The 24,106-nt window shown below is 48.7% G+C and carries 26 protein-coding genes and 1 riboswitch; of the genes, 18 read left to right on the forward strand and 8 right to left on the reverse strand.

Features of this window, described 5'->3' with window-relative positions:
• The 7 genes from ACFORK_RS15000 (at position 1) to ACFORK_RS15030 (ending at position 7,135) form a co-directional block, all read left to right on the forward strand.
• Complete coding sequence (locus ACFORK_RS15000; protein WP_379200202.1) at positions 1-1,626, forward strand: putative polysaccharide biosynthesis protein; 1,626 nt, start codon at positions 1-3, stop codon at positions 1,624-1,626.
• A 97-nt stretch (positions 1,627-1,723) separates the two neighbouring features.
• Positions 1,724-2,068 carry a thioredoxin family protein gene (locus tag ACFORK_RS15005; RefSeq protein WP_379200204.1) on the forward strand — a complete coding sequence of 115 codons (345 nt, stop codon included), beginning with the start codon at positions 1,724-1,726 and terminating at the stop codon, positions 2,066-2,068.
• Positions 2,069-2,276: 208 nt separating this feature from the next.
• Entirely contained in the window at positions 2,277-3,206 is a 930-nt protein-coding gene (locus ACFORK_RS15010; protein ID WP_379200206.1) for a COX15/CtaA family protein, read from the forward strand.
• Between the two features lie 226 nt (positions 3,207-3,432).
• A complete protein-coding gene (locus tag ACFORK_RS15015; RefSeq protein ID WP_379200208.1) occupies positions 3,433-4,152 on the forward strand; it encodes a Cthe_2314 family HEPN domain-containing protein in 720 nt (239 codons plus the stop codon).
• A gap of 120 nt (positions 4,153-4,272) precedes the next feature.
• A riboswitch (SAM riboswitch) is annotated at positions 4,273-4,411 on the forward strand.
• A 103-nt stretch (positions 4,412-4,514) separates the two neighbouring features.
• Positions 4,515-5,531, forward strand: coding sequence for a methionine ABC transporter ATP-binding protein (locus ACFORK_RS15020; protein WP_379200210.1), 1,017 nt, complete (start codon positions 4,515-4,517; stop codon positions 5,529-5,531).
• The gene (locus tag ACFORK_RS15025; protein ID WP_379200212.1) at positions 5,531-6,199 is read left to right on the forward strand and encodes a methionine ABC transporter permease; all 669 of its coding nucleotides are present in this window, start codon (positions 5,531-5,533) and stop codon (positions 6,197-6,199) included. The genes ACFORK_RS15020 and ACFORK_RS15025 overlap by 1 nt, the downstream gene beginning before the upstream one ends.
• 63 nt (positions 6,200-6,262) lie before the next feature.
• Positions 6,263-7,135 (forward strand): MetQ/NlpA family ABC transporter substrate-binding protein, encoded by an 873-nt coding sequence (locus tag ACFORK_RS15030; RefSeq protein WP_379200214.1) that lies wholly within the window; start codon positions 6,263-6,265, stop codon positions 7,133-7,135.
• Positions 7,136-7,272: 137 nt separating this feature from the next.
• Here ACFORK_RS15030 and ACFORK_RS15035 read toward each other — a convergent pair whose 3' ends face one another.
• Positions 7,273-7,521 (reverse strand): NifU family protein, encoded by a 249-nt coding sequence (locus ACFORK_RS15035; RefSeq protein ID WP_066376413.1) that lies wholly within the window; start codon positions 7,519-7,521, stop codon positions 7,273-7,275.
• An 82-nt stretch (positions 7,522-7,603) separates the two neighbouring features.
• Here ACFORK_RS15035 and ACFORK_RS15040 point away from each other — a divergent pair, with 82 nt between their 5' ends.
• The gene (locus ACFORK_RS15040) at positions 7,604-7,858 is read left to right on the forward strand and encodes a YuzB family protein (RefSeq protein ID WP_379200217.1); all 255 of its coding nucleotides are present in this window, start codon (positions 7,604-7,606) and stop codon (positions 7,856-7,858) included.
• Positions 7,859-7,870: 12 nt separating this feature from the next.
• Here ACFORK_RS15040 and ACFORK_RS15045 read toward each other — a convergent pair whose 3' ends face one another.
• Both ACFORK_RS15045 and mqnE read right to left on the reverse strand, forming a co-directional pair.
• Entirely contained in the window at positions 7,871-8,932 is a 1,062-nt protein-coding gene (locus ACFORK_RS15045; RefSeq protein ID WP_379200219.1) for an NAD(P)/FAD-dependent oxidoreductase, read from the reverse strand.
• 51 nt (positions 8,933-8,983) lie between these two features.
• Entirely contained in the window at positions 8,984-10,090 is a 1,107-nt protein-coding gene (mqnE, locus tag ACFORK_RS15050) for an aminofutalosine synthase MqnE (RefSeq protein WP_379200221.1), read from the reverse strand.
• A 376-nt stretch (positions 10,091-10,466) separates the two neighbouring features.
• On the opposite strand from mqnE, the gene ACFORK_RS15055 reads away from it, so the two are divergent.
• Positions 10,467-10,826: a HesB/IscA family protein gene (locus tag ACFORK_RS15055; RefSeq protein WP_379200223.1), complete on the forward strand. Its 360-nt coding sequence runs from the start codon at positions 10,467-10,469 to the stop codon at positions 10,824-10,826.
• A gap of 178 nt (positions 10,827-11,004) precedes the next feature.
• On the opposite strand, the gene ACFORK_RS15060 is transcribed toward ACFORK_RS15055, so the two are convergent.
• Positions 11,005-11,583, reverse strand: a complete 579-nt coding sequence (locus ACFORK_RS15060; RefSeq protein ID WP_379200225.1) for a hypothetical protein — start codon at positions 11,581-11,583, stop codon at positions 11,005-11,007.
• A gap of 259 nt (positions 11,584-11,842) precedes the next feature.
• Positions 11,843-12,052, reverse strand: a complete 210-nt coding sequence (locus tag ACFORK_RS15065) for a hypothetical protein (RefSeq protein WP_379200227.1) — start codon at positions 12,050-12,052, stop codon at positions 11,843-11,845.
• Positions 12,053-12,440: 388 nt separating this feature from the next.
• Between ACFORK_RS15065 and ACFORK_RS15070 the strand changes: the two genes are divergently transcribed.
• Positions 12,441-13,103 (forward strand): YheC/YheD family protein, encoded by a 663-nt coding sequence (locus ACFORK_RS15070; RefSeq protein WP_379200229.1) that lies wholly within the window; start codon positions 12,441-12,443, stop codon positions 13,101-13,103.
• Between the two features lie 314 nt (positions 13,104-13,417).
• Positions 13,418-13,561 (forward strand): sporulation histidine kinase inhibitor Sda, encoded by a 144-nt coding sequence (sda, locus tag ACFORK_RS15075; RefSeq protein ID WP_175371379.1) that lies wholly within the window; start codon positions 13,418-13,420, stop codon positions 13,559-13,561.
• A 183-nt stretch (positions 13,562-13,744) separates the two neighbouring features.
• Here sda and ACFORK_RS15080 read toward each other — a convergent pair whose 3' ends face one another.
• Positions 13,745-14,719 (reverse strand): NAD(P)/FAD-dependent oxidoreductase, encoded by a 975-nt coding sequence (locus ACFORK_RS15080; RefSeq protein ID WP_379200599.1) that lies wholly within the window; start codon positions 14,717-14,719, stop codon positions 13,745-13,747.
• Positions 14,720-15,036: 317 nt separating this feature from the next.
• Here ACFORK_RS15080 and ACFORK_RS15085 point away from each other — a divergent pair, with 317 nt between their 5' ends.
• Together ACFORK_RS15085 and ACFORK_RS15090 are read left to right on the forward strand one after the other, a co-directional pair.
• The gene (locus ACFORK_RS15085) at positions 15,037-16,230 is read left to right on the forward strand and encodes an NAD(P)/FAD-dependent oxidoreductase (RefSeq protein WP_379200231.1); all 1,194 of its coding nucleotides are present in this window, start codon (positions 15,037-15,039) and stop codon (positions 16,228-16,230) included.
• A gap of 1 nt (position 16,231) precedes the next feature.
• On the forward strand, positions 16,232-16,489 hold the full coding sequence (locus ACFORK_RS15090; protein WP_379200233.1) for a hypothetical protein: 258 nt from the start codon (positions 16,232-16,234) through the stop codon (positions 16,487-16,489).
• A 139-nt stretch (positions 16,490-16,628) separates the two neighbouring features.
• Here ACFORK_RS15090 and hemQ read toward each other — a convergent pair whose 3' ends face one another.
• Complete coding sequence (gene hemQ / locus ACFORK_RS15095) at positions 16,629-17,384, reverse strand: hydrogen peroxide-dependent heme synthase (RefSeq protein WP_379200235.1); 756 nt, start codon at positions 17,382-17,384, stop codon at positions 16,629-16,631.
• Positions 17,385-17,777: 393 nt separating this feature from the next.
• On the opposite strand from hemQ, the gene ACFORK_RS15100 reads away from it, so the two are divergent.
• The 3 genes from ACFORK_RS15100 to dnaI all read left to right on the forward strand — a co-directional run bounded on the left by ACFORK_RS15100 (position 17,778) and on the right by dnaI (position 20,912).
• Positions 17,778-18,074, forward strand: coding sequence for a YuiB family protein (locus ACFORK_RS15100; protein WP_379200237.1), 297 nt, complete (start codon positions 17,778-17,780; stop codon positions 18,072-18,074).
• Between the two features lie 330 nt (positions 18,075-18,404).
• Entirely contained in the window at positions 18,405-19,940 is a 1,536-nt protein-coding gene (locus ACFORK_RS15105; protein WP_379200239.1) for a replication initiation and membrane attachment family protein, read from the forward strand.
• A gap of 18 nt (positions 19,941-19,958) precedes the next feature.
• Complete coding sequence (gene dnaI / locus ACFORK_RS15110; RefSeq protein WP_379200241.1) at positions 19,959-20,912, forward strand: primosomal protein DnaI; 954 nt, start codon at positions 19,959-19,961, stop codon at positions 20,910-20,912.
• Between the two features lie 183 nt (positions 20,913-21,095).
• On the opposite strand, the gene ACFORK_RS15115 is transcribed toward dnaI, so the two are convergent.
• Positions 21,096-21,254 carry a YqzM family protein gene (locus ACFORK_RS15115; RefSeq protein WP_379200243.1) on the reverse strand — a complete coding sequence of 53 codons (159 nt, stop codon included), beginning with the start codon at positions 21,252-21,254 and terminating at the stop codon, positions 21,096-21,098.
• 340 nt (positions 21,255-21,594) lie between these two features.
• Between ACFORK_RS15115 and trxA the strand changes: the two genes are divergently transcribed.
• On the forward strand, positions 21,595-21,912 hold the full coding sequence (gene trxA / locus ACFORK_RS15120; RefSeq protein ID WP_379200245.1) for a thioredoxin: 318 nt from the start codon (positions 21,595-21,597) through the stop codon (positions 21,910-21,912).
• A gap of 189 nt (positions 21,913-22,101) precedes the next feature.
• Positions 22,102-24,078, forward strand: coding sequence for an excinuclease ABC subunit UvrC (gene uvrC, locus ACFORK_RS15125; RefSeq protein ID WP_379200247.1), 1,977 nt, complete (start codon positions 22,102-22,104; stop codon positions 24,076-24,078).
• Positions 24,079-24,106 lie beyond the last annotated feature (28 nt).

The following is a 24,106-nucleotide window of genomic DNA, read 5'->3' on the forward strand; positions in this document are numbered from 1 at the left end:
TTGTCCAAGAAAGAGTCTTTTGTCAAAGGCACGCTAATTTTGGCTGCAGCGGCACTCGTGGCGCGCGTGCTTGGTATTTTTCAGCGGGTTCCGCTGGAGCATCTGTTTGACGATATCGGGAATGCCGCATTTGTACAGGCCAACAATGTATATTTAATGCTGCTGACGCTGGCAACCGCCGGTATTCCTAGTACACTTAGCAAAATGGTGTCGGAACGGTACGCGCTGAACAGACCGGATGAAGCGCGGCAGGTCTATCGGGCGGCGCTTATTTTTGCTGCGGTGATGGGGGTTATTATGAGCGTGGCGCTGTACTTTGCCGCGCCATGGTTCGCGAATCATGCTAAGGTTCCACAGAGTACCAGGGCTATTCAGGCCATCGCTCCAGCACTTCTGTTGTTCCCGGCTATCGCGATGATGCGTGGTTATCTGCAGGGACGCAATAATATGATGGCTGGCGGCGTCTCGCAGATCGTAGAGCAGATTGCCAGAGTGTTCACCGCAATTCTGCTGGCGTATATCCTGCTCAAGCAGGGGTATGACAATTCGATCATGGCAGCGGGTGCTTCATTCGGGAGTGTGCTGGGAAGTATAGCCGCCTTTGGTGTTATGCTCTACTTCATCATGAAGACCCGGAAGAAGGACCGTCTGGAGAACTTAAATACAGCGCCTAGTGCCAAGCTGCCGATGTTTGGGATTTATAAGGATATCTTTAGCCTGTCCATTCCAATCGTGCTATCATCCATGACCATCCAAGCGGTATATTTCATTGATACGACCTTGATTGTTCCGCTGCTCAGCGGTCAGATCGGTGAGGCTAGCGCCACGCAATTGCTGGGGATTTTGGGGCAAAAAGCACAGAGTATCGCCGGCATTCCACCCGTACTCGCTATTGCGCTCAGCACTTCGCTGATCCCAGTCATCTCGGCAGCCTACGCGCGGCGGGACGATGTTCACCTGAAACGCCAGATTACACTGGCGCTGCGGATTTCCATTCTAACAGGAACACCAATTGTGATGTCATTGGTTGCCGCAGCCTATTCTGTTAATGGGCTTCTGTTCACCAAGATCACAGGAACTGGAATTATTGCTCTCCTTACATTCGGTACGATTTTTCAAATAACGATGACAACCTCGAACTCGATATTGCTGGGGATGGGCAAATCCCGAATCTCCATGTTCTACGTGCTCGGCGGAATTGCCACGAAGCTTATCTTCAGTTTGGTGCTCAGCCGTTTCATGGGTATCTACGGAATTGTTATTGCAACGGCGCTCTGTTTTATCGTGATTACATACTTGAACCTGCGTTTGCTGCGTAAGATCGTATCTTTCGAGATTATGGGCAAGCGCTGGGGAGGTTTTGTGCTTGCGGTTCTGGTTTCTACGGGCATCGGTTATGGCTTGAATGAAGCCGGTATTCTGCTTACACATGTTATGCCTGCACGTCTGGCCTTCTTGCTGACTTGCCTTGTGGTGGGCGGAGCGGTTGTGATTATCTATCTCGTACTGCTCATCGTGCTAGGTGTGATCAGTAAGCAGGAAATTGCCGGGTACCCACGTGCTCTGCAGAAGCTGCTGAATCCACTGATGAAATTACAGCCTGCCCGTGTGCGGGCAAGAGAGTAATGCAATGATTGTCTGATGATTTGACTTCCGCGTCACATTTTGCTTCACTTAAAAGGTACAGGTAACATATTTTTGACTGGAAGGGACTGACCCATAGATGGATAAGATTAGTTCTCCCGCTGAGTTTCAGGTAGCGATTCAATCGCCCCGGCTGACGATAGCCGTATTCAAAGCCGACTGGTGTGTCGACTGCAAGTTCATTGATCCCTTTATGCCTGAAGTAGAGCAAAATTATGAAGGCCGCCTGACGCTTGTAGAGGTGGATGTCGACGCTGTTGGTGATGTAAGCCAGGAGCATAACATTCTCGGTATTCCAAGTTTTGTGGCCTATACAGACGGACGCGAGCTGGTTCGCTTTGTGAGCAAGCTGCGCAAATCCCGTGAGGAAATTGAGAATTTCCTCAATACAGCTCTTGAGGTTTATCAAAGCATTCACAAGTAATGGATGGATATTGAAGACACCGCTTTGCCCGTTGTATGAGCAAAGCGGTGTTTTTTAGTTATCGGACAACAGGAAGGTCATTTCTTTTCTAAAATGCAGAATCAAATGCCGCAAACATCATTTTTTCGGTTATAATGGAAACGCATTACTTCATACTTTTCCAGCAAAAGTCATTCATTTACTTATTTCTTAATGCGGGTGATCACATTTGACGACAAATCAGTTGAAGTGGCTTAGTTACATAACCTGTCTGGTAATGTTTCTGGCTCTGCTGGGCGGGGCGGTAGTAACCAAAACGGGTTCGGGTCTGGAGTGCGGAAATGAATGGCCGTTGTGTCATGGCAAGCTGATTCCTGCCTATACTGTAGGCTCCTTGATCGAATATACCCACCGTTTATTCAGCGGTCTGGCGGGTATGCTGTCGATAGCTTCCATGTTTGCCTTCTGGCGTTATGCGCGTCAGCGGCGCGATTTGTTAGTATATGCCTTGATGACCTTACTCTTCGTAATCATACAAGGCGGAATGGGAGCGCTTGCAGTGCTCAGATCCCAGTCTGCTGCCGTGATGGCGCTGCATATGGGATTTTCACTAATTGCATTTGCCAGTTCCCTAATGTTAGCGCTAGGGTCCAAAAGAAGGCATGAAGAAGGCGACACTCTTCCTGTGTCTGGTAAGCCGGTGAGTATTTCTTTTCGTAATTTGACTTGGTTCACGACCATTTATTCTTACATCGTTGTCTACATAGGGGCGTTCGTCAGCCATACCGATTCCCAAGGGGGCTGCTCCGGCTGGCCACTATGCAATGGGGAGTTTATTCCGGAGTTATCGGGTGGCGTTGGAGTAGTGTTCACGCACCGGATAGCGGCTTTACTGCTGTTTTTGCTGACGGCTTTACTGGGGCATTTGGCATTCTGGAGGCAAAAGGAACACAAAGAGCTGAGAATGCTGGGTGTAGCAGCTGTCCTACTGTGTCTGATGCAGGTGTTCAGCGGGGCGGCGGTCGTGTATACGCTAGGAAATGATAAGCTTTACATCTTTGCTGCTCTTGCTCACATTCTGCTCATTGCCGGACTATTCGGTGTACTGTGTTATATGAGCGTACGGGTATGGCAGCTTAGCAAAGGAAACAGGCGTTAAATCGGTGCAACAAGCTCTTGCTGGAGGAATGTCATGCAGGAGTATTCCCTGATCGAATGTACTCTTAGGCTGAGAGGATGGATAGAGTGGGTTACAGGGAGGGACAATAACTTGGAGACACGGTACTTTACGTCGATGGTTGTAGTAACTGCGGAAAGATCAGGATCTTAATTTAACACTCTTATTTGGAATTGCTCCATCCGAAGCAGGGTAAGGAGGATAACATATGCTGCGGATATTGCTGGGGGAACCACCCCGTGTGAACAGCGGCGTACTCGCCGAGGCTATGGAACATATGGCGGAATTCGCCTCGCTGCTGCGCAAGGAGATGAATAGGCATGAGGACCGTGATCATGAGCACCGGAAGCTGGAGATTTGGACTCGTGGCCTGATTGTCTCCTTGGATGAACTGGAGCAGAGCTGGTTTGCCGCTGCCTTTTACCGGAAATCAGTGAAGGCTGGGTATATGGACGATATGTCGGTGGCTGAGCAGGGCGAATATGCGCGATATGTGTATTTTTATAAAAATGGCTTTATTCGTGTCTTCTCTTTGCTGGACAAGCTCGGTACGGTACTGAACAGTCTTTATGACCTTAATACATCCAGGATTAAAACCCACTTCTCTTATTTCACGGTACTCCGGGAATTTCTTACTCACAAGGAGCATGCAGCACTGGCCGATCAGTTGGAGAACATTAAGAACTCTTATCGGGAGCCACTGCAGAACCTGCGCAAGCGCCGCAACGCTGAAATTCATTACATGAATGCTGAAATGCAGGATGATCTGTGGCAGCGTCATCAGGGTCTTCATGACAAAATACAGCTGGAGGATCTCGACAGTCACCTGGAGGACTTGAAGCAGGGATTGGAAATGGTCTGCAAATCATTAGAGGCTGTATATAAATACAGCATGGATCATTGGCCTAAGAATGCTGGGAAATCCTGATGATGTAAAAATGGAATTCTGCGGAAAATTTTCCTTTGACAAAGAATGCAGAACTAAACTATACTAAATCATGCCTTCTTAGGCGGACATTTTATGACAAACTACAACACTATATCACATATCTTATCGAGAGTGGCGGAGGGATAGGCCCGATGAAGCCCGGCAACCGATTTATGCTTATGCGTGAACCGCATATTCATAAATGCCATGGTGCTAATTCCTACAATGCTGCGTGAATGCGGGCGTTGGCAGATGAGACGGCATTGTCTATAAGCGCACAGGGCCTCTTGCGATCTGCTAACGATCGTCGGAGGCTTTTTTTGTACAATTTACTGATATTATCGTTAAAGGAGGACGGCAGCTTGATAGAGCTAAAGAGTCTAACCAAGGTATATGGAAAAGGCAGTAAGACCGCCACGGCACTCTCGGGGCTAAATCTGTCGATCAAAAAAGGGGAAATCTTCGGAGTCATCGGCCACTCCGGGGCAGGAAAAAGCACGCTGATCCGTTGCATTAACCTGCTTGAGCGTCCGACCGAAGGCGAGGTCTGGGTAGATGGCGTTGAGCTAACACAATTGTCGGAAGGAGAGCTTCAGGAGAAGCGCCGCAAGATCGGAATGATTTTTCAGCACTTCAATCTGCTGTCCTCCGCTACTGTATATGAGAACATCGCCTTTCCGCTACGGCTTACCCGTACACCCAAGAACCTCATTGACCAAAAAGTCAATGAACTGTTGGCCTTGGTAGGGCTGGAGGAACATCGGAACAAATATCCGGCCCAGCTCTCCGGCGGTCAAAAACAGCGTGTTGGTATCGCCCGGGCATTGGCTAGCGACCCCGATGTACTTCTCTGCGACGAGGCGACTTCAGCGCTGGACCCGCAGACGACAGATTCGATTCTCCGTCTGCTGCTGGATATCAACCGACGGTTCAACCTGACAATTGTTCTGATCACACACGAAATGCATGTAATCCAGAACATCTGTGACCGGGTGGCTGTCATCCATGGCGGCGGCATCGTGGAGCAGGGTGAAGTGACGAAGGTCTTCCTGAAGCCCAAGCATGAGATCACCCGCGAGTTCATCCGCAGTGAGGCGCAGCATGATGGGCCGCTACGGGCCGCCATCGACGCCGCCCATGACGGTTCAACGCAAGCGGTCAAGATCACCTTCCTTGGTCAAAAAACGTACGAGTCCACCTTGTCCCAGGTTGCGCGGGAGACAGGCGTTGACTTTGCCATTCTTTCAGGCACCATCTCTACGATCAAAGATGTACCTTACGGGCAACTGATCGTTCGTTTTGAAGGTGAGGCTGGAACGATTGCAGAGACCATCGCAAAGCTGAACGCTCAGGGTCTTGATGTGGAGGTGATTGCGTAATGGGTAGCTTGGATTTTAGCAAAATTAACTGGTCGGAAATGACGGATGCTGCCATATCTACTCTGAAAATGTTAGGAATTTCCGGAATATTCACAATTATTCTTGGTTTACCGCTCGGAATTGTGCTATATTTATGGGGTAGATCCAACCAGTCCTTTGTTAGAGCTATTTATGCAATCTTATCGTTTATTGTGAACATTCTGCGCTCCGTACCGTTCATCATTCTGATGGTCGCACTGATTCCCGTTAGTAAATCGATAGTAGGTACTTCGATTGGTGTGCTGGGCACGATCCCCGCACTTGTCATTGGGGCTGCACCGTTCTTTGCCCGGCTGGTAGAGACAGCGCTGCGTGAGGTAGATCGCGGAGTGATCGAAGCTGCACAGGGCATGGGGGCTTCAACTGGACAAATCGTCATGCGGGTATTACTGCCAGAAGCTCGTCCAGGTTTGTTAGCTGGGGTAACGATTACGATTGTCACGCTGGTCTCCTACACGGCTATGTCAGGGATGGTTGGCGGCGGTGGTCTGGGTGACTTGGCTATTCGTTATGGGTACTATCGTTATGAGAAGGAAGTTATGCTTATCTCTGTAGCGCTGATGGTTATTCTGGTGCAGCTGCTGCAGATGGCTGGCGACCGGCTGGTGAAGTATTTTACTAGGAAATAAGGAACATTAATATAGATAACCTTATTTACACAAAAACCATACTGTTTTAAGGGGGATTTACAAATGAAAAAAGTACTACTAACGTTTTTTAGCCTGACACTGATTCTGGTGTTGGCTGCTTGCGGCAGTAACAACTCTGCCAATAACGCTGCGAATTCTGCAGCGACCAATGCTCCTACGAATGCTGCTGAGCCGACTACAGAACCAGCAGCTGATCCTGTAACTCTGGTTGTAGGTGCATCTCCAGTGCCACATGCCGAAATCTTGAAAGCTATTGCTCCATTGCTTGAAGCTCAAGGCATCAAGCTGGAAATTAAAGAATTCACGGACTATGTACAACCAAACGTTCAACTGGCTGAGAAACAACTGGATGCGAACTTCTTCCAACATCAGCCTTACCTTGACGACCAGAACCAGAAGAACGGAACTGATCTTGTATCCGTTGCTGCTGTTCACGTTGAGCCATTTGGCGGTTACTCCAAAAAAATCAAATCCATCGACGAACTGAAAGACGGCGCTAAAGTAGCGATTCCGAACGATCCAACTAACGGTGGCCGTGCATTGATTCTTTTGGCCAAGAATGGTCTGATCAAGCTGAAGGATGACACTAACATCACTTCTACCAAAGCAGACATCACTGAGAACAAGAAGAACCTGAATATCATTGAGCTGGATGCAGCAATGCTGCCACGCCAATTGGATGAAGTAGATCTTGCGCTGATCAACACCAACTTTGCGCTGGAAGCTAATCTGGTGCCAACTAAAGATGCCCTGTTCATCGAAGGTGGAGATTCCCCATACGCTAACATCCTGGTATCCCGTGCAGACAACAAGGACTCCGATGCGATCAAGAAGCTGGCTGCGGCTCTGACTTCCCCTGAAGCTAAGAAGTTCATCGAAGACAAGTACCAAGGTTCCATCATTCCAGCATTCTAAAATAATTCAGTAATAGCAAACCCCCGCGGCCTTGAAGGCTGCGGGGGTTTTTGATATGATTAGGCGCATATTTGATGAAGACAAAAAAAAGAAGCCCGGATTCCTGTAACAGGCTTCCGGGCAACTATAGAACGGGATTAGAATACTTGGATAACTTCTTCGATGCCTTCTACTTCTTCAATGAGGGCACGCTCAATCCCGGCTTTCAGCGTAATTGTGGAGCTTGGGCAACTGCCGCAGGCACCCATCAGTTTCAACTTAACAATGCCGTCTTCGACATCGATCAGTTCCACGTCACCGCCATCGCGTTGCAGGAACGGACGGAGCTTATCGAGCACTTCCAGCACTTCATCATACATGGACGTGCTTTGTGTAGTTTCACTCATTTCTCAATCACTCCTTTCTTAGTGTTATTATAGTACAAAAGATTAAAAAATAAAATGGTTAGGACAGAATAGGGAGATCATCATGAGACCAATAATAGAATTTTGTGCCAGCAATGGCGGTCACGGAACCGATCGTTTACGCATCAAACTGGAACAAAACCCCGAATATGACGTCATCGAATATGGCTGTTTAAACAATTGCGGACAATGTTACCTGGCTCCGTTCGCCATGGTAGAAGGCGAAATTGTGGAGGCCGAGACCGCAGAAGAACTGGAAGCAACCATAAATGCCAAGATCAAAGAACTGGAAGAATGGTTCAATATCGATCTGGACTAGGCTGCTCCGCTCTTAGCCAAAATGACGCTTGGACATCCAGAGCACCCCGCTCTTCAGCAGGCGGGGGACTCTGCCCATGACGGAGCGCCGTCCCATGAGTCCAAATCCGGCGTTCTTGCCGAGGGAGCCTAATGTACCTTTCAGGCGGATCTCATGCAGCTTTGGCGTCTCATTCCGCCATAGCGCCTGCAGAACCTGACCTACCTGCTCACCCTGACCTCCGGCTGCCTGGGCGCTTGGGGCGAATGGCAAGCTCGCGCAGTCACCAATCACAAACACCTCTGGATACTCCGGCACCCGGTAGTATTCGTCAAGAATTACCCGTCCACCGCGATCCTTCGCCACCTGCAGGTCTTGAACGACCTTGACTGGCTGGATACCGCCCGTCCATACGGTTACGTCTGAGACAATGGCTTGATCGCCATTAAAGACAGCCCCGTCTTCAACATGGGATACGCAGACACGAGATACAGTCTCCACGTGATGTACATTGAACCATTCCTCCACATACTGCGAAAGTTTCGCCGGGAAGGCGGATAGTACACGTTCCCCTCGATCTAGAATCGAGATGTTGAGGTCAGGACGACTTTCCCGAAGCTCTGCTGCCAGCTCAACCCCGCTGAGTCCACCACCGACGATATTTACTTTACCGTAGGGTTTGATATCATTCAGGCGACGGTATGTTTCACGTGTACCAGATAACGTCTGAATGCTGCAGGTGTATTGATCCGCTCCGGGAATGCCATGGTAATTATCCGTACAGCCCAGTGCGATGGCCAGGATATCATAGGAGAGGGGCTCGCCGCCCTCCATGGATACCACCCGGCCCTCCAGATCAATCGAAGCTACTTCACCGTAACGGACGGTCAGACGTGGATGAACCGGGAACTGGATGCGCAGATGGTAATCGGTGACAGTACCTGCGGCAAGCGCATAGTATTCTGTCTTGATGCCCTGATAGGGCATCCGGTCAATCAAAACAATTTCTACGTCAGAGGGAAGATGGTTGCCAATCAATTCCTGGATAAGGGCGAGGCCGCCGTAGCCGCCTCCTAGAACAAGCAATGTTCGCATGAGACCTTACTTCCTTTCGCGGATAGGCATAGCCGGCAGAGTCCGGCCTTCTTACTCGTAGACCTTGATTTCGTTATAGAAGGTATCGCGTTCAACAGGAATTCGTCCGGCGCCTTTCACCAGCCAAATCAACTCGTCGCGGGTTAAGCCTTCAGGGGTCAGTGCACCTGCAGCATGGCTGATGCGTTCCTTCAGGATCGTGCCGTGGACATCGGATGCACCGAAGTTGAGCGCTACTTGTGTTAATTGTGCACCGATATTAATGAAGTACGCCTTAATATGGTCGAAATTGTCCAGCATTAATCGGCTGACAGCAATTGTTTTGAGATCCTCATAAGCCGAATTACGGCGCATAATGCCGGCATTCTTGTTCTTAGGCTGCATAGACAGTGGGATGAACACCATAAAGCCATTCGTTTCATCCTGCAGTTCGCGAATTTGCATCATGTGGCGAATCCGGTCCTCACGAGACTCGATGGAGCCATATAGCATGGTCGTATGGGTCTTCATACCAAGGTTGTGCGCAGTCCGGTGAACCTCCAGATATTCTTCGACGTTAGCTTTATCCACCCGCATTTTTTTGCGGTATTGGTCAGACAGAATTTCTGCACCGCCACCAGTTAGCGTTTTGAGACCAGCTGCGCGCAGTTTTTCCAGCACTTCCCGGATACTTAGGCCGCTAATTCGAGTGAAAAAGTCAATTTCCGCCGCGGTGTAGGCTTTTAGGGTAACTTCGGGGAATCTGTCGTGCAGGGCTTGCAAGGAATCGACATAATATTGAAAGGGTACCTTATCATTATGCCCACCGACAATATGGAACTCTCGCACCCCTGGATTCATGTGTTGTTCGACATATTGCACCATTTCCGGACCCGAAAGGGTATATGCACCCTCTTCTCCGTCATCCTTGCGGAAATTGCAGAATGCGCAGCGCGATTCGCAAACATTGGTGAAATAGAGACTCATATTTTCGATAAAATAGACCTTGTTTCCGTTCTTGCGAAGATTGACTTCATTGGCCAGCTGGCCAATGGTCAGCAAGTCGTTACTTTCATATAAATAAACGCCATCTTCCAAATTCAATCGTTCTCCGCCACGGACTTTCTCAATAATGGTTGCCATTCTGGCATCCGTATGAGGGGTTATAAGAGTAGACATATCATTTCCTCCTGAAAGTTTAGCGAAGCAAAACAATGCATCGCAGTATCATACCAAGACCTGCCTGAAGCACAGGCAATTCTTTATCCTGTAGCGATAAGTGCGCCAGCTCTTCCCGTGACAATTTTTTGAATTTTTACTCGGGCTGCCTCCCCTATTATAAACCTCTCTTTTGGGGGGAGCAAGATTTGAAGCACATCTAAGCGCATGTGATAAATAACCTTGATCACGGCAGTTATAACTTGAGAGCCGGGGGATAGTGGAGTATACTTAACTTACTTCAGAAAAATAACTTTTGGTCCAGTGGACCTTTGATACCGGAATGCTCCTGACGAATCCGCCAGGGCATCACATCAAGATTTAGGGAGGTACAGTTATGATTAATATTAGTGAAACAGCTGCGGAGCAGTTGAAGACGATGCTTGGAGAACAGGAGACACCAGGTATGTTCCTGCGCCTGGGTGTGGCAGCCGGGGGCTGCAGCGGGTTCTCGTACGCGATGGGCTTCGACGACAACGAGAGCGACAAAGATGTATACATGGAAGTGGAAGGTCTGAAGGTCGTTGTGGAGAAGGATGATCTGCGCTACCTCAACGGTCTGGAGATCGATTTCGAGGAATCCGGCATGACCGGAGGCTTCACCATTAACAACCCTAACGCAACCGCTACCTGCGGCTGTGGCAGCAGCTTCCGTACGGCTACGGATGCCGGGAAGCCGAATGCGGAGCCTTGCTAATTGGTGTAGCAATCAAGATGGATTATAGATTGTATATGAAATAAAGCACACCGCGATCATCTTTTGGGTTGGTAACAACCCTAAAGCCATGGTTCAAGAATTGCGGAATTTTACCTCCCGAATGTGTATGATGCCAGTACACATTCGGGAGGTTTTTATTATCATAAAAGTAATGGACTTAACCTGCAGAAGAGAAGCTAGGTGGGAAGGGGAATTCGTCGAACAAACTGGTAGCTGTTTTGAGAACTTTCTCGGTGGCTTCGTAAGGGATTTTCTTACTGCTTTTTCCTGAACTGAGTACTTGGGCCGATTCGATTTGCACTTTTAATAAGCGGAAAGTCGTTGATTTTTTTAAATTACTGACGTATTCAGAGGCTGCGGTGTCTGCTGAAGTGTCGTAGTTTTCCAGTCGAGCTAAGGATTCGAGGAGTCCTCCACACAAATCAGCAACATCTTTATTCGTCAAAACCCCTTTTAATTGGCTAGTCTGCTCTTTGATTTTGGACACCATAGTTTTGACCTCTTGGATTTGAGCCACTTCCGTCTTTAATCTGACCAGAGTGCCCCGTACATCGACATCTTCCTTGATCTCTAAAGCTTTGTTATACACCTCTAGAGCTGCTTCATAATCCAGGTTATCCTGATGCTGCTTCGCTTGGGTGACTAAATCATTGAATTTTCTGTCTTGCCTTGATACACAGGAGGTGAGGAGTATCACAATAACTACTAGCACAAGGATAGCTTTGATAGTTTTCAATAAACACCCTCCATATTATGGTACTTTACCTAATTATACGCATGTCCTCTCCTGTAGTGTCAATCGAAAAAATGCCTGGCAAGGATTTAAATTCATTCCTGGGTGAGTATGACCGGAGGGATGCACAAAGACACAAAAAACCTGCGATTCTGGGACTGTAAAGTCCTGAGCGTCGCAGGTTATTGGCTTGCGGTCTATGAATCTTGTCTTCCTGACAAATTTCTCTTCTATTATATGTAGCAATTGAGCTGCAGCTGTCTTATGCTGCGATAATGAATTTGTAATTGACCATGAACACGATCATTGCTGCGGCAATCAGGGAGAAGGCAATGCAGCTAGCCCCGAGTACTCTGCGGCGGTCCTTGATGAACTTAAAGCCGATAGCGCAGACCAGAAGGGTCGTTCCCGCCAGAACAACGGACATAGCGATCATTGCCACCCAATACAATACCTCGAAAAATTGAGCCAATCCAGAGCGCCTCCCATGTAAATTATTCAAATTTCTGTCATGATTATTTTTTACTATACGATACTTGCCCAGGTTTGAAAAGCGGTTTCTTACTTGCTACAGTTCACTTGATTGCGTTTACAAAATGTGTCGTTTTTCCCCTCGGCATCCTGCGACAAAATTCCGCGATTGTCTCTGCCCATTCTTGTTTTTTCTTGCATTTGCCTAGGAAGAAATTTTTTTGCCGAAAGCTGCGATATTCTTGGGCATGCGCCAAGGGCGGCTGCCCCTGGCACGATCGCCCCTTTTTGCCGTGAGTGACCCGGGCACGGACAGTCATACAGGAGGGCGGGGCACTTTCTGAGTAATGTATACGGTAGGCTATGATAATGAAGGGAGAGGGAGGACGATGGCAGGAAGACAACTGGCCAGCAAATGGCTGAAAACCGAGGCGTTGCTTAGCGATTCCAGGGTTGCCGGTTACATTCCAAGAACACAGCAATATAGTGATGCTGCCTTGCAGGCGATGCTCGGCAGATATGGAAATGTAGTCATCAAACCCGTTGTAGGCGGCGGAGGCTATGGTGTTATCAAAGTATTCCGCGACCGGCGCGGGTACGGGTTTACTTATATGTCGAAGACGCGGATTTACCGCGGTTTTAATGCGATGAGAAATGCGCTGAATAGAGTAAAGGTGCGGCGCAGATACCTAATCCAGCAGGGGATATCACTTGCACAGATTGCTAGCCGGCCCATTGACTATCGCGTCAAGGTAGTGAAGAACGGCGAGCACTGGGAATTTCGTTCAATGGTGGGGCGGCTAGCCCGGCCCGGACTTTTTGTCACCAATCTGTGCAAAGGCGGAACGATGCTAAGCTGCCGGGAGGGGCTGAGACGTTCGCTTCCCAAGGTGAAGTCATCCGCGAAGCGGGCGGAGATGCGCCGTCTAACGCGCATTTGTATTGAACTGCTTGAGCGGCGTTTCCCAGGAGTCGGCGAGTTGGGATTTGATTATGCTGTGGATTTTAGTGGTAAAATATGGATTTTGGAAGTAAATACACGCCCGCAATAAATAAATTTTTTTTAAGAATTGACGATAATAGAAGTAGTAGGATAAAATTGCGTTTAGTTGTTTCCTTAGAAGTAATAATTCCTGTAAAATATGACAATTTTGAAAAATTATTTTTCTGCACACAAGTTCAAAATCTCCTGTGTATAACTCTTATCCCCATAGTCCACTGCGCAGCTATACTCTTTATTACCATTACACACAAATTATGCACAGGATTTCCACATGTACTTGTGGATAGTGAGAACGCTTGTTCGAAAAATGATAGTTTGCTATGATAGATTCAGATCCAAATAAAGGAAAGGTAGGTGATCGTTATGGTTGAATTGTCGGATGAGATGCTGCTTGACTCTTACCATAGAGCAATAGAGCTGCAACTAGAGCATGATTTCATCGCTCTATTACTCGTTGAAATTCGCAAACGGAACTTACACTCTCCAGATCATGCGGTACTTCATTAAGACGCAGACGTTTTTCTGCAGCAGCTACAACAATCAAACCGCAAGTTGCACAAAATAGGGTATCCTTCCCGGCTTGGTGTTAGGCCGACGGCAGGATACCCTTTTATTATGTTATGTGAAATTATACATATCGATGTATGAACATTTTTTTTGCGATGACATCAAAGATGGTGTGGCATACCACTACAGCTTCAAGTTGCTGCTGTGTCCCGGAGACAGCTTGGCTTCTGGATCGATATACACCTTCGCGTTGTTCACGGCAGTTGGTGCTTCGCCAAATCCTACAGCGATCAGCTTCAGCTTGCCTGGGTAAGTCGTAATGTCACCTGCGGCAAAGATGCCGGGGATACTGGTCTCCATGCGGGAGTCCACCACGATAGAGTTGCTCTCAATCTCAATTCCCCATTCGGCAATGGGACCCAAGGATGAAACGAATCCGAAATTGACGATCACGCTGTCCACTTCGATTTCCTGAGTTTCTTTGGTCTTGATATGGGATAATGTCACCTTGGTTATGAATTCCTCGCCATGCAGGGCAGTAATTTCGGTTGGGGTAACAACATTGACCTTGGAAGACATCAGCTTCTCCACGCTATGCTCATGCGCCCGGAATTTATCCCGGCGATGAATCAGGGTGACCTGCTCGGCAATCGGCTCCAGCATCAAAGCCCAGTCTACCGCGGAGTCTCCACCGCCGCTGATCAACACTTTTTTACCCTTAAAGGCGTTCAGGTCGTTTACAAAATAGTGCAGGTTGGCTTTCTCAAAGCGCTGTGCCTCTGGCAATTCCAGACGACGCGGCTCGAAAGCGCCTACTCCAGCGGTGATAATCACTGCTTTACTGTGGTATTCTGCTTTGTCAGTTGTTACCACAAAATGACGTTCATCACGCTTCTGCACGGAAACGACCTTCTCTTCCAACCGGATATCGGATTGGAACAGCTCCATTTGGCGGCTCAAATTGTCCACCAGCTCCTGTGCAGTAACTTTTGGAAAACCAGCCACATCATAAATATATTTTTCTGGATAAAGAGCGGCAAGCTGTCCCCCAAGTTGGGGCATACTTTCAATAAGGGTTACAGATGCCTGGCGCATACCGCCGTAAAATGCGGCGAACATGCCGGCTGGACCGCCGCCTATGATTAGAAGGTCGCTCATAGGAACGCCAGAAGAATCTAGTGTCACAGGATATTACACCTCCGAGTTGATATATTCAATTTGCCATACTTGTTTACATCCCCATTATAAACATTGTGCATGAGACCTGCAAAGAATTTGATCCTTGTTCATCGGATATCCATTTTTTGATGATATCATTTGATTAATAAGCGAGTTAGGTTTACAATAGATATGTCAATTTTCGAATTACTTTAAGTTTGATTGGAATTTCCTCTGAATTTAAGTGTATAATTTCACAAAAATGGTTTTCAAAAAATAACACATAGACAGATTGACCTGTTGGAAGGAGTCGGAACATGAGCAGCATTCCCAAAATTGTAATCCTTGGTGCGGGTTACGGAGGAATTTTGACCGCCCAGCGGTTGCAAAAAGCGTTAAACTACAATGAGGCTGACGTAACTTTGGTTAACCGTCACGAGTATCACTACTTCACTACTCACCTGCATATGCCAGCTGCCGGAACGGACAGCATTGAACATACTCGGGTGCCTATTTCCAAATTGATCGATGAATTTAAAATTGATCTCGTGAAGTCCTCGGTACAAGAGATTCGTACACAACAGAAGAAGGTCATCCTTGAGGATGGCACGCTTTCGTATGACTATCTCGTAATTGCCCTGGGTGGAGAGCCTGAAACCTTTGGTATTCCAGGATTGGATAAATATGCAATGACCATTCGCAGCATCAACTCCGTGCGTCTGATTCGTGAGCATATCGAATATCAATTCGCGAAGTATAAGAACGAAGGCAACGCACAAGAGCACATCAACTTCGTTGTCGGCGGTGCAGGCTTCAGTGGTATCGAGTTCGTAGCAGAACTTGCGGACCGTGTACCTGAGCTATGCAAAGAGTTCGACGTAGATCCTAGCCTTGTAAATATTTACAACGTAGAGGCAGCACCAACAGCACTGCCAGGCTTTGCACCTGAACTGGTGGAGCATGCGATGAACGTATTGACTAAGAAGGGTGTTACCTTCAAGATGGGCGTTGCCATCAAGGAATGTCTACCTGACGGTGTTATCCTGGCTACTGGCGAAGAAATCAAGGCTTCCACGATCGTATGGACCGGCGGTATCCGCGGTAACCGTCTGATCGAAGCTGCTGGCTTCGAAGCTATGCGTGGCCGTGTGAAAGTGGACGAGTTCCTGCGTGCTCCTGGTCATGACAACATCTTCATCATTGGTGATGGCTCGCTCATGATCAATCCGGAAGGACGTCCATACCCACCAACAGCTCAGATCGCGATGCAACAAGGCGAGTGCTGTGCGCATAACCTGGTGGCATCCATCCGCAACCAACAACCGAAGAAATTTGCATTCAGCAACAAAGGAACCGTAGCTTCCCTGGGTAGAGGTCAAGGTGTCGCTGTTGTCGGCTCCAAGACATACAAAGGCTGGTTTGCTGCGCAGTTGAAGAAAGTGGTCGATGCGCGTTATCTGTTCATTATTGGCGGTATTCCGCTGGTATTGAAAAAAGGAAAATTCCTGTAAGATGCGCCACTGTAGCGTGCAAGTAAGGGGATTGCTTACGCGTGAGGAGCTGGATCGTTATAACGGTCTGATCGAGGTTGGTTCTTATCTGGAAGATCAGAATCAATATGATCTGGCTTATATCGTCCAGAAAGAGATTGATCTGCTGATTCTGCCGGGCATTGAACGTCTGAAGGATAAGGGACGGGCTCGTGATCGGGCGACAGCAGAGTATTTGGAAAGCCTGAAGGATGCTGAGGGTGGACCTGAAGAAGAATAAGTGAAGCGTCAGGCTGTGATGAAGGACAAGCATGCATCATTGCAGCCAGGACGCTAACCATAAAACGGGGTGTCTCCAAAGCCATAGCTTTGGGGACACCCCGTTTGTTGTGGACAAAAGTATGAAAATGAGTCTCCGATTATAGCTTCAGCATCTCTTCGAAGGACTCTGGTGTCAGCAAGTTGCCGACATAGAAAGGCCCGAATTCGCCATAACGGGAGCTGACCTCGTCAAAGCGCATTTCGTAGATCAGTTTCTTGAACTGGAGTGCATCCTCAGCGAATAAAGTTACGCCCCACTCCCAGTCGTCAAAGCCGACGGAACCGGTAATAATCTGTTTAACTTTGCCAGCATAGCTGCGGCCGATCAGGCCATGGGATTGCATCAGCTCACGCCGTTTGTCCATATCGAGAGTATACCAGTTGTCGTCCAGGTGCCGCTTCTTGTTCATAGGGTAGAAGCAGATATGCTTCGCTTGCGGCAGAATAGGCTTGAGGCGTGCTTGGACATGAGGACTCTGCATTGGATCTCCGCCGTTGCTGCTTCCACTTGCAGCGTAGTTGCTAAGTTCAACAATGCTGACATAGGAGTAGGCTTTTGTTGTATATTGGGCGAAGGCGGTCTTGTTAAAGGCCGTCTCCAGTCGGTTCAGATCTTCCAGGGTCTCACGCAGGTACATCAGTACGAAATCGGCCTTCTGGCCTACAATGGCATATACCGCGGAGCATCCTTGTTTGGCTTCCTCCACAGGACCCCATTCTTGTATAAAAGCATGCAGTTCTTCCAGAGCAACGGCACGTTCTTCATCATCGGCTGCCGTCCAAGCGGTCCAGTTCAGAGAGCGGAAGTCATGCAGGGCGTACCACCCTTCCAGGGTTAAAGCGGCTTCATTCATGTTCTTTCTCACTCCTTAAAAGTTTTACTAGCGTAAGCTTCCTAGAAATACATCGGTAAAACTCACTTCGGAAGCATCAGCTTAGTTTTACTAGCATCAGCTTCCTAAGAAATACATCGGTAAAACTCGCTTCGGAAGCATCGGCTTAGTTTTGCTAGCTTAAGCTTCGCTTATATCATAGAGGCCATAGTGTCTTACTATGGCTACAGGGCGCATAAACTATGTATAGTCCAATTTGTCCTAGTTGCATTGTATCGCATGCAGCGACTTGAGAGCAAACCATAACATCCTTTTTTCGGTAAAGTTCATTGATTCGTTACATTTTTTCTAGTAAACTTACTATTAGCTTGTGTTAGATGTGCGGTTCTTTATAGAGAGGGGTGAAGACGGTCGATGGGATTTATTCCTGTGTTTGTACTCGCCGTGCTGTTCTTTGTCATGATGTTTGGCATTGGCTTTATCCTTAACATGTTAATGAAGACTACATGGTTTCCCGCTTACCTGTTTGTAATCGTCATTTTACCGGTTGTTGTGTATTCCATTTGGGATCGCAGCGCCATGACCCTTTGGGAGCATTTATCTTCCTTCCAAATTGTCGATTATCTCACTGGTATTGCTGGTCTGATCGGTGCTGTGCTCAGCGGCTGGACGATTCGCAAGCTGCGGATTGGCGGCTACAAAATGTTTTAGTCCTACAACGGCAATAGCGTTTAAACCGGACCGCCGGCCCTATTTTTGAAAGGGCTATCAGTCCGCCGGGAAATCCGGTCATTCCGATGACTGTGATTTCTTTTTTTATTTTAATGAGAAATGAAAAAGAGCCTTGTTAAAGAATAAACTGGGACTGGAAGGAATAAAATCGGCTATGTACAAGGGCTTGTAAAATGCCACCAAGTGCTGTGAATTATTGGTTCGCAGAAAAGGTCGAAATTGCACTTTTTTTTACATTTCCGGCTGCGTTTTTTGTGATAGAATAGAACTCTATATGAATTCGTGCAGAAAAGGGGGAGGTTTCCGCAGATGCGCATGAGTCATTTACATCATTTTACCGAACATCATCGGTACTGCGTTTCCCGCGAATTCGGTCTTAGTGTGATTGATGGGCGGATGCTGGGCTCCGTATACCAGCCTATGGTGGGTGCTTTTGCCATCAGCCTGTACCGTTTGCTCTTCGAGCATATCCCGGCGGAGGCCATCGGCTACTCCGGAGTGGAGCAGCAGCGTCGACTGTTCATGACACTGGGCGTAGAACCAAACGAGAAAGGCCGCAAATATTTGATTGATCAGGCCTCCCGGCTCGAAGCGGTGGGGCTGCTACAGACCTGCCGGATTTATATGCCGGAGACGGATGACTATATGTATGAATATGAGCTGCTGGCTCCGCTGTCGCCGACAGAGTTTTTTGCCACCCAGCATCTAACCTTGCTGCTGCGTGACAAAATCGGTAAGTTCGCTGTGTTGGCACTGCGGGAGCAGTTCTGGACCCGTGAGCCGGAGGAGCTTAGCCGCCGATCGGTTGGCAAGGAGAACATCTCGCTGCCGTTCTACGATATTTTTGAGCTCAATACACATGTGATTGATTATGAGCTGGAGCAGGCGCTGGCTGAGGTTGCCACGGTGCGGCAGCCTGGTGCCCGCGAAGATGGTGATCAGGCTATTGGGTATAGCGATATTATTCTGCGATTCCCGCGAGAATCGGTGAACCGGTCTCATGTGGAGAAGCTGCGCTTTGATCATACCCAGATGGGTGTCATCAATTACGTGGCGCGCAAGTATGATCTGGGTCCACAGGATATATGCCGGCTGCTGGATGAGGATGGGGTGTTCGCGCCGGACGGCGAAGTGATTCTGGACACGCTCCAGCATATCGCCAGCCAGCATTTCCGTCAGGACCTGAAACGGCAAGAGAAGCGGGAAGTTGCTGCTGCCAAGGTGGTGTCCCTCCGCGCTGCGGTAAATGAGGACAACAACGATTCGATCGCTCCACCGGAACAAGCTGTCGAGATGGAATATTATGTGGAGGTTCCTCCACAGTTTCTGTCCAAATGCGATATTCACCAATATAATATGATGCTGCGCAACGAACCTTATACACGGCTGCTGCAGACATTTTTCCCGGGCACGGTGCCGGGGCAATTGCTGGACATTTTCGAGAAGATCGACTTGAACTACAAGTTAAACGGAGAAGTTATCAACGTCCTTATCCATTACTTAATGACTATGGTTGCTTCCGGCGGTGATCAGCGGATGAACCGTAATTTCGTAGAGGCGATTGCCTCCAACATGTTGGTCAAGCAGGTCAATACGTACGAGAAAGCTGTGCGGTATATCCGCGATCAGTCCAAGGTTAAAGGTAAAAATGCCGGCAGTTCGGCAGCCGGAGGCCGTACGCGCAATTATACACGGAATGGAAACCGTCCAGCGAAGCCGGATATTCCGATGGCGCTAGATGATGGCAGCGCTGGAACTGTATCGGAAGAGGAATTTGCGGCGATGATGAAGAAAGCTGCCGAAATAAAGGCTGGCAAGAAAAAAGGCGTCTCCAAAGCGCCGTAAAGAAAGTGTGGTGGAACAATGGAGTCTACGGGCGATGTGTTGCGTTCAATGAACAATCCCGCTCTGCGCCAGCGTTCCCGTGATCTGGAGCAGGGGCTGCTGAACCATCCCTTGGTGAAGCAGCTTCGGGAAGAACATCCCGAGCTGGACGAATCACGGTTGCGGCTTCATCTGAGCCGCCTTTACCAGTATGTGGAGGAAAGCCGACACTGTGCTAACTGTCCCGGCCTTGCGGCATGCCCGAATGATTTTCCGGGTCATTACAGCAAGCTAACCGTGGAGAGCGTCAGCGGTGCGCCGGATCTGTATGAACGCAAGACACCATGTGCGCTGAAGGTAGCGCAGGACAGTCAGGACAACATCCGCAAGCGGATCCGCAGCTTTTATGTGGACGAGCGTGTCCTGCATGGCGGATATGATGAGATCGATATTATGGGCAAGGACCCCCGCCGCGGGGTTGCCGTTAATAAATTGTTTGATTATATTACTGCCACGAAGGAGGAGGGTCTGACCCCGCACGGCATCTATTTGCATGGCTCGTTCGGAACCGGAAAGACTTTCCTCATGTGCTATCTGCTGCACGAGCTGGCGGTGGCTGGATATAACGGTGTTATTGTGTACATGCCTGATTTTATCGAGGATCTGAAATCGATCATGATGGATGGGCAGAAGCTGAAAGAAACGGTGGATACGTTGAAGAACTGTGATCTGCTGATTTTTGACGATATCGGTGCAGAGAACCTGAATCCTTGGGCACGCGACCACATTCTGGGCGCGATCCTGAACTATCGGATGAACCGCAAGCCGACCTTCTACACCTCGAACTATCCACTTGAGGGTCTGGAGAAGCATCTCAGCTTCACCAGCAAGGATGGGGAAGAGATCTATAAGGGCCAACGGCTGATGGACCGGATTGCACCATTTGTGGATGTCATTCCTCTGTATGGTGAGAATCAACGCGGCAAGCGCTAACCGTATATGCAGAGGCAGCTGTGACTAGAAATCCAAACATTCACCTTAGTGATGACCAAGCCTTGCATCCGGATCTGAAGTTCACCTCTATAAAATAAAACAAAAAATCCGTTATCTTCCCTTTGGGGAAGGTAACGGATTTTTGCTTCGATAGCAAGAACGGACAGTAATGAGTCGTGCCTGCTATCCCGAAATAATGAACTTGATGATGACCATACCGAAGAACACTACAGCCATGAAGGTCGCCATGCCGAAGAATCCGTTCATCAGATCACCAAGGTCGTTGCGGGGCTCTTCGTTGACATGCTCCCGCGGGTCACGTACATGCGCGTTGACATCCATAGTCTTTGCCTCCTTGCAGGCTCCAGGCCTGCATTCTTAAATCATTATGAGATAAGTCATTGACAAATAATGCGCTTTCCATAAGTATAACGAACCTGCTGACCTCTTGTAAAGATAAGAGTGTATGGGAGAAAATATCTGGAGAACAATATAATTGTATGATGTATTTCACAAATTCATTATAAATATGTTATACTTAGAGCGTGTCGGTAATTGGTAATCTGGTTATCATATTACATGAAACATTTTATTCACTATAATTTCGGAGCTGTTATGCCAACCTAAGCTTTAGGCTTACTAAGCAAGCATGGCTTCGCAAAACTAAAAGGAGGAACATATCATGGCTATCGTGAACGTGTCTGACCAATCCTTCACCAATGAAGTGGAAGGTCAAGGGACTGTTGTTGTAGATTTCTGGGCTCCTTGGTGCGGCCCTTGTAAAATGCTTGCTCCGATTCTGGACGAATTGTCCGCAGAACTGGGTGACAGCGTGAAAATCGCTAAGCTGAACGTGGATGAGAATCCAGAAACAGCTTCCCGTTTTGGCGTGATGAGCATTCCGACTCTGATCTTCTTCAAAGACGGTCAACCGGTTGATAAAGTAGTGGGACTCAACTCCAAAGAATCCCTGAAAAATATTGTTGCCAAACACCAATAAGATTTGATACGACCTTTACGGGTCTATTGCTTAGCGCCTTCGGTTCATTCCGGAGGCGCTTTGTGTGCTATAATGAGAGATAAATTATCCGCAGCACGGATCTCTTTTTTGACTGCCTGAATCAGGTGTCTGATTAGATCATGTTTTGCGGCGTCTCCCCAAGGGGAAGGATTTAGGTGGGGGTAAATCATGGATCATATGGATCATATCCGCAACAAGCTGGCACTACTGCCCGACCTGCCCGGGTGTTATCTGATGAAGAACAAGGAAGGCACCATTATTTATGTGGGCAAGGCCAAGGTGCTGAAGAACCGGGTCCGCTCTTATTTTACGGGCAGTCATAACGGCAAAACCCAGCGTCTTGTGCTCGATATTACCGATTTCGAGTATATTGTCACGTCCAGCAATATGGAAGCGTTGATTCTGGAATGTAACCTGATCAAGAAGCATATGCCGCGCTACAATGTGCAGCTCAAGGACGACAAAACCTTTCCGTATTTGAAAATCACGAATGAAACTCACCCACGGCTGGAAGTCACTCGTCGGGTGATTAAAGATAAAGCCAAGTATTTTGGGCCATATCCCAATGCCTATGCTGCCCAGCAGACGAAGAAGCTGCTTGACCGGATGTATCCGCTGCGCAAATGCGGCGTTATGCCGAAGGAGGTCTGCCTCTATTATCATATGGGCCAATGCCTAGCTCCGTGTGAGAAAGAGGTTCAGAAATCCCAATATGAAGAGATTACGCAGAGTATTGCTGCTTTTCTCGGAGGTGGGCATGAGGCGGTCAAGAAGGATCTTCAGCAGAAGATGCATGAGGCGGCTGAGGAGCTGTATTTCGAGCGGGCCAAGGAGCTGCGTGACCAGATCATGTATATTGAGGCCCTGATGGAGAAGCAGAATATCAATACCGCCGATACCAAAGACCGCGATGTCTTCGGCTATGCGGTGGATAAGGGCTGGATGTGTGTGCAGATTCTGTATATGCGTCAAGGTAAAATGATTCAGCGGCACTCGTCGGCCTTCCCGTTCTATGGTGAAGCCTACAGTGACTTTATGTCTTACGTCACTCAGTATTACAGTGACAACCCTGCGTTGCCGCAGGAGATTCTGCTGCCGGACGCGGTACGCGAAGCCACCGCGGAAGATCAGCCGGTGAAGGCGTCGCCAACACCAGCCGCCGCCGAGGCGGATGGCGCAGAGGAAGAGCCGGAGACGGCGCAAGAGGCTGCGCAGCGTGAAGCTGCGGCAGCAGAAGCGGCCGAAGCCGGGGTTGTGGATGCTGCTGGCGGAGCAGCAGCTCTTCAAGAGTGGCTTGGCGTCAAGGTGCTGGTGCCGCAGCGCGGCCTGAAGAAGCAGATGGTGCGCATGGCCTGCGAGAACGGACGGGTAGCGTTGGACGAGAAATTCCGGCTCATCGAACGGGATGAAGAACGCACCTCCGGTGCGGCATTCAGTCTGGGCCAGAGCCTGGGCCTGGAATCCCTTCACCGGATCGAGGCATTCGATAACTCCAACATCCAGGGCACAAATCCGGTGTCGGCGATGGTCGTGTTCATCGACGGCAAACCGGCCCGGAAGGAGTATCGCAAGTACAAAGTACGCACGGTTCAAGGGCCGGATGATTATGAGACTATGCGCGAAGTCATTCGGCGGCGCTATGAACGGGTACTGAAAGAGAATCTGCCGATGCCTGATTTGATTGTGGTCGACGGTGGTAAAGGGCAGATTTCGGCCGCGATAGACATTCTGGAGAACGAGCTTGGTCTGTTCATTCCGGTCTGCGGGCTTGTGAAGGACGTGAAGCACAAGACAGCCCAATTACTGGTCGGTGATCCACCGGAGCCGGTGGGTCTGGCGCGTGATAGTCAGGAATTCTATCTGCTTCAGCGCATTCAGGATGAAGTGCACAGATTCGCGATCACCTTCCACCGTGAGCAGCGTGGGAAGTCGATGGTCACCTCGAAGCTTGATTCGATTCCGGGCATTGGCGAGAAGCGGCGTAAGCTGCTGCTGAAGCATTTCGGCTCACTTAAGAAAATCAAAGAGGCGAGCATTGAGGATTTCCGTCCATTGTCTATCGGAGAGAAGCTTGCCGGCCAGATTCTAGAGGCCCTTAGAGATGAGGAGCCGGTATTACAAGAGGATGGGGCGGAGCATTCATAGCAAGGTGTGATTGTAAAAAGGCTGACCT

It is taken from the genome of Paenibacillus sp. GCM10012306, from assembly GCF_042649265.1.
In the GTDB taxonomy this organism is placed as follows: domain Bacteria; phylum Bacillota; class Bacilli; order Paenibacillales; family Paenibacillaceae; genus Paenibacillus_AQ.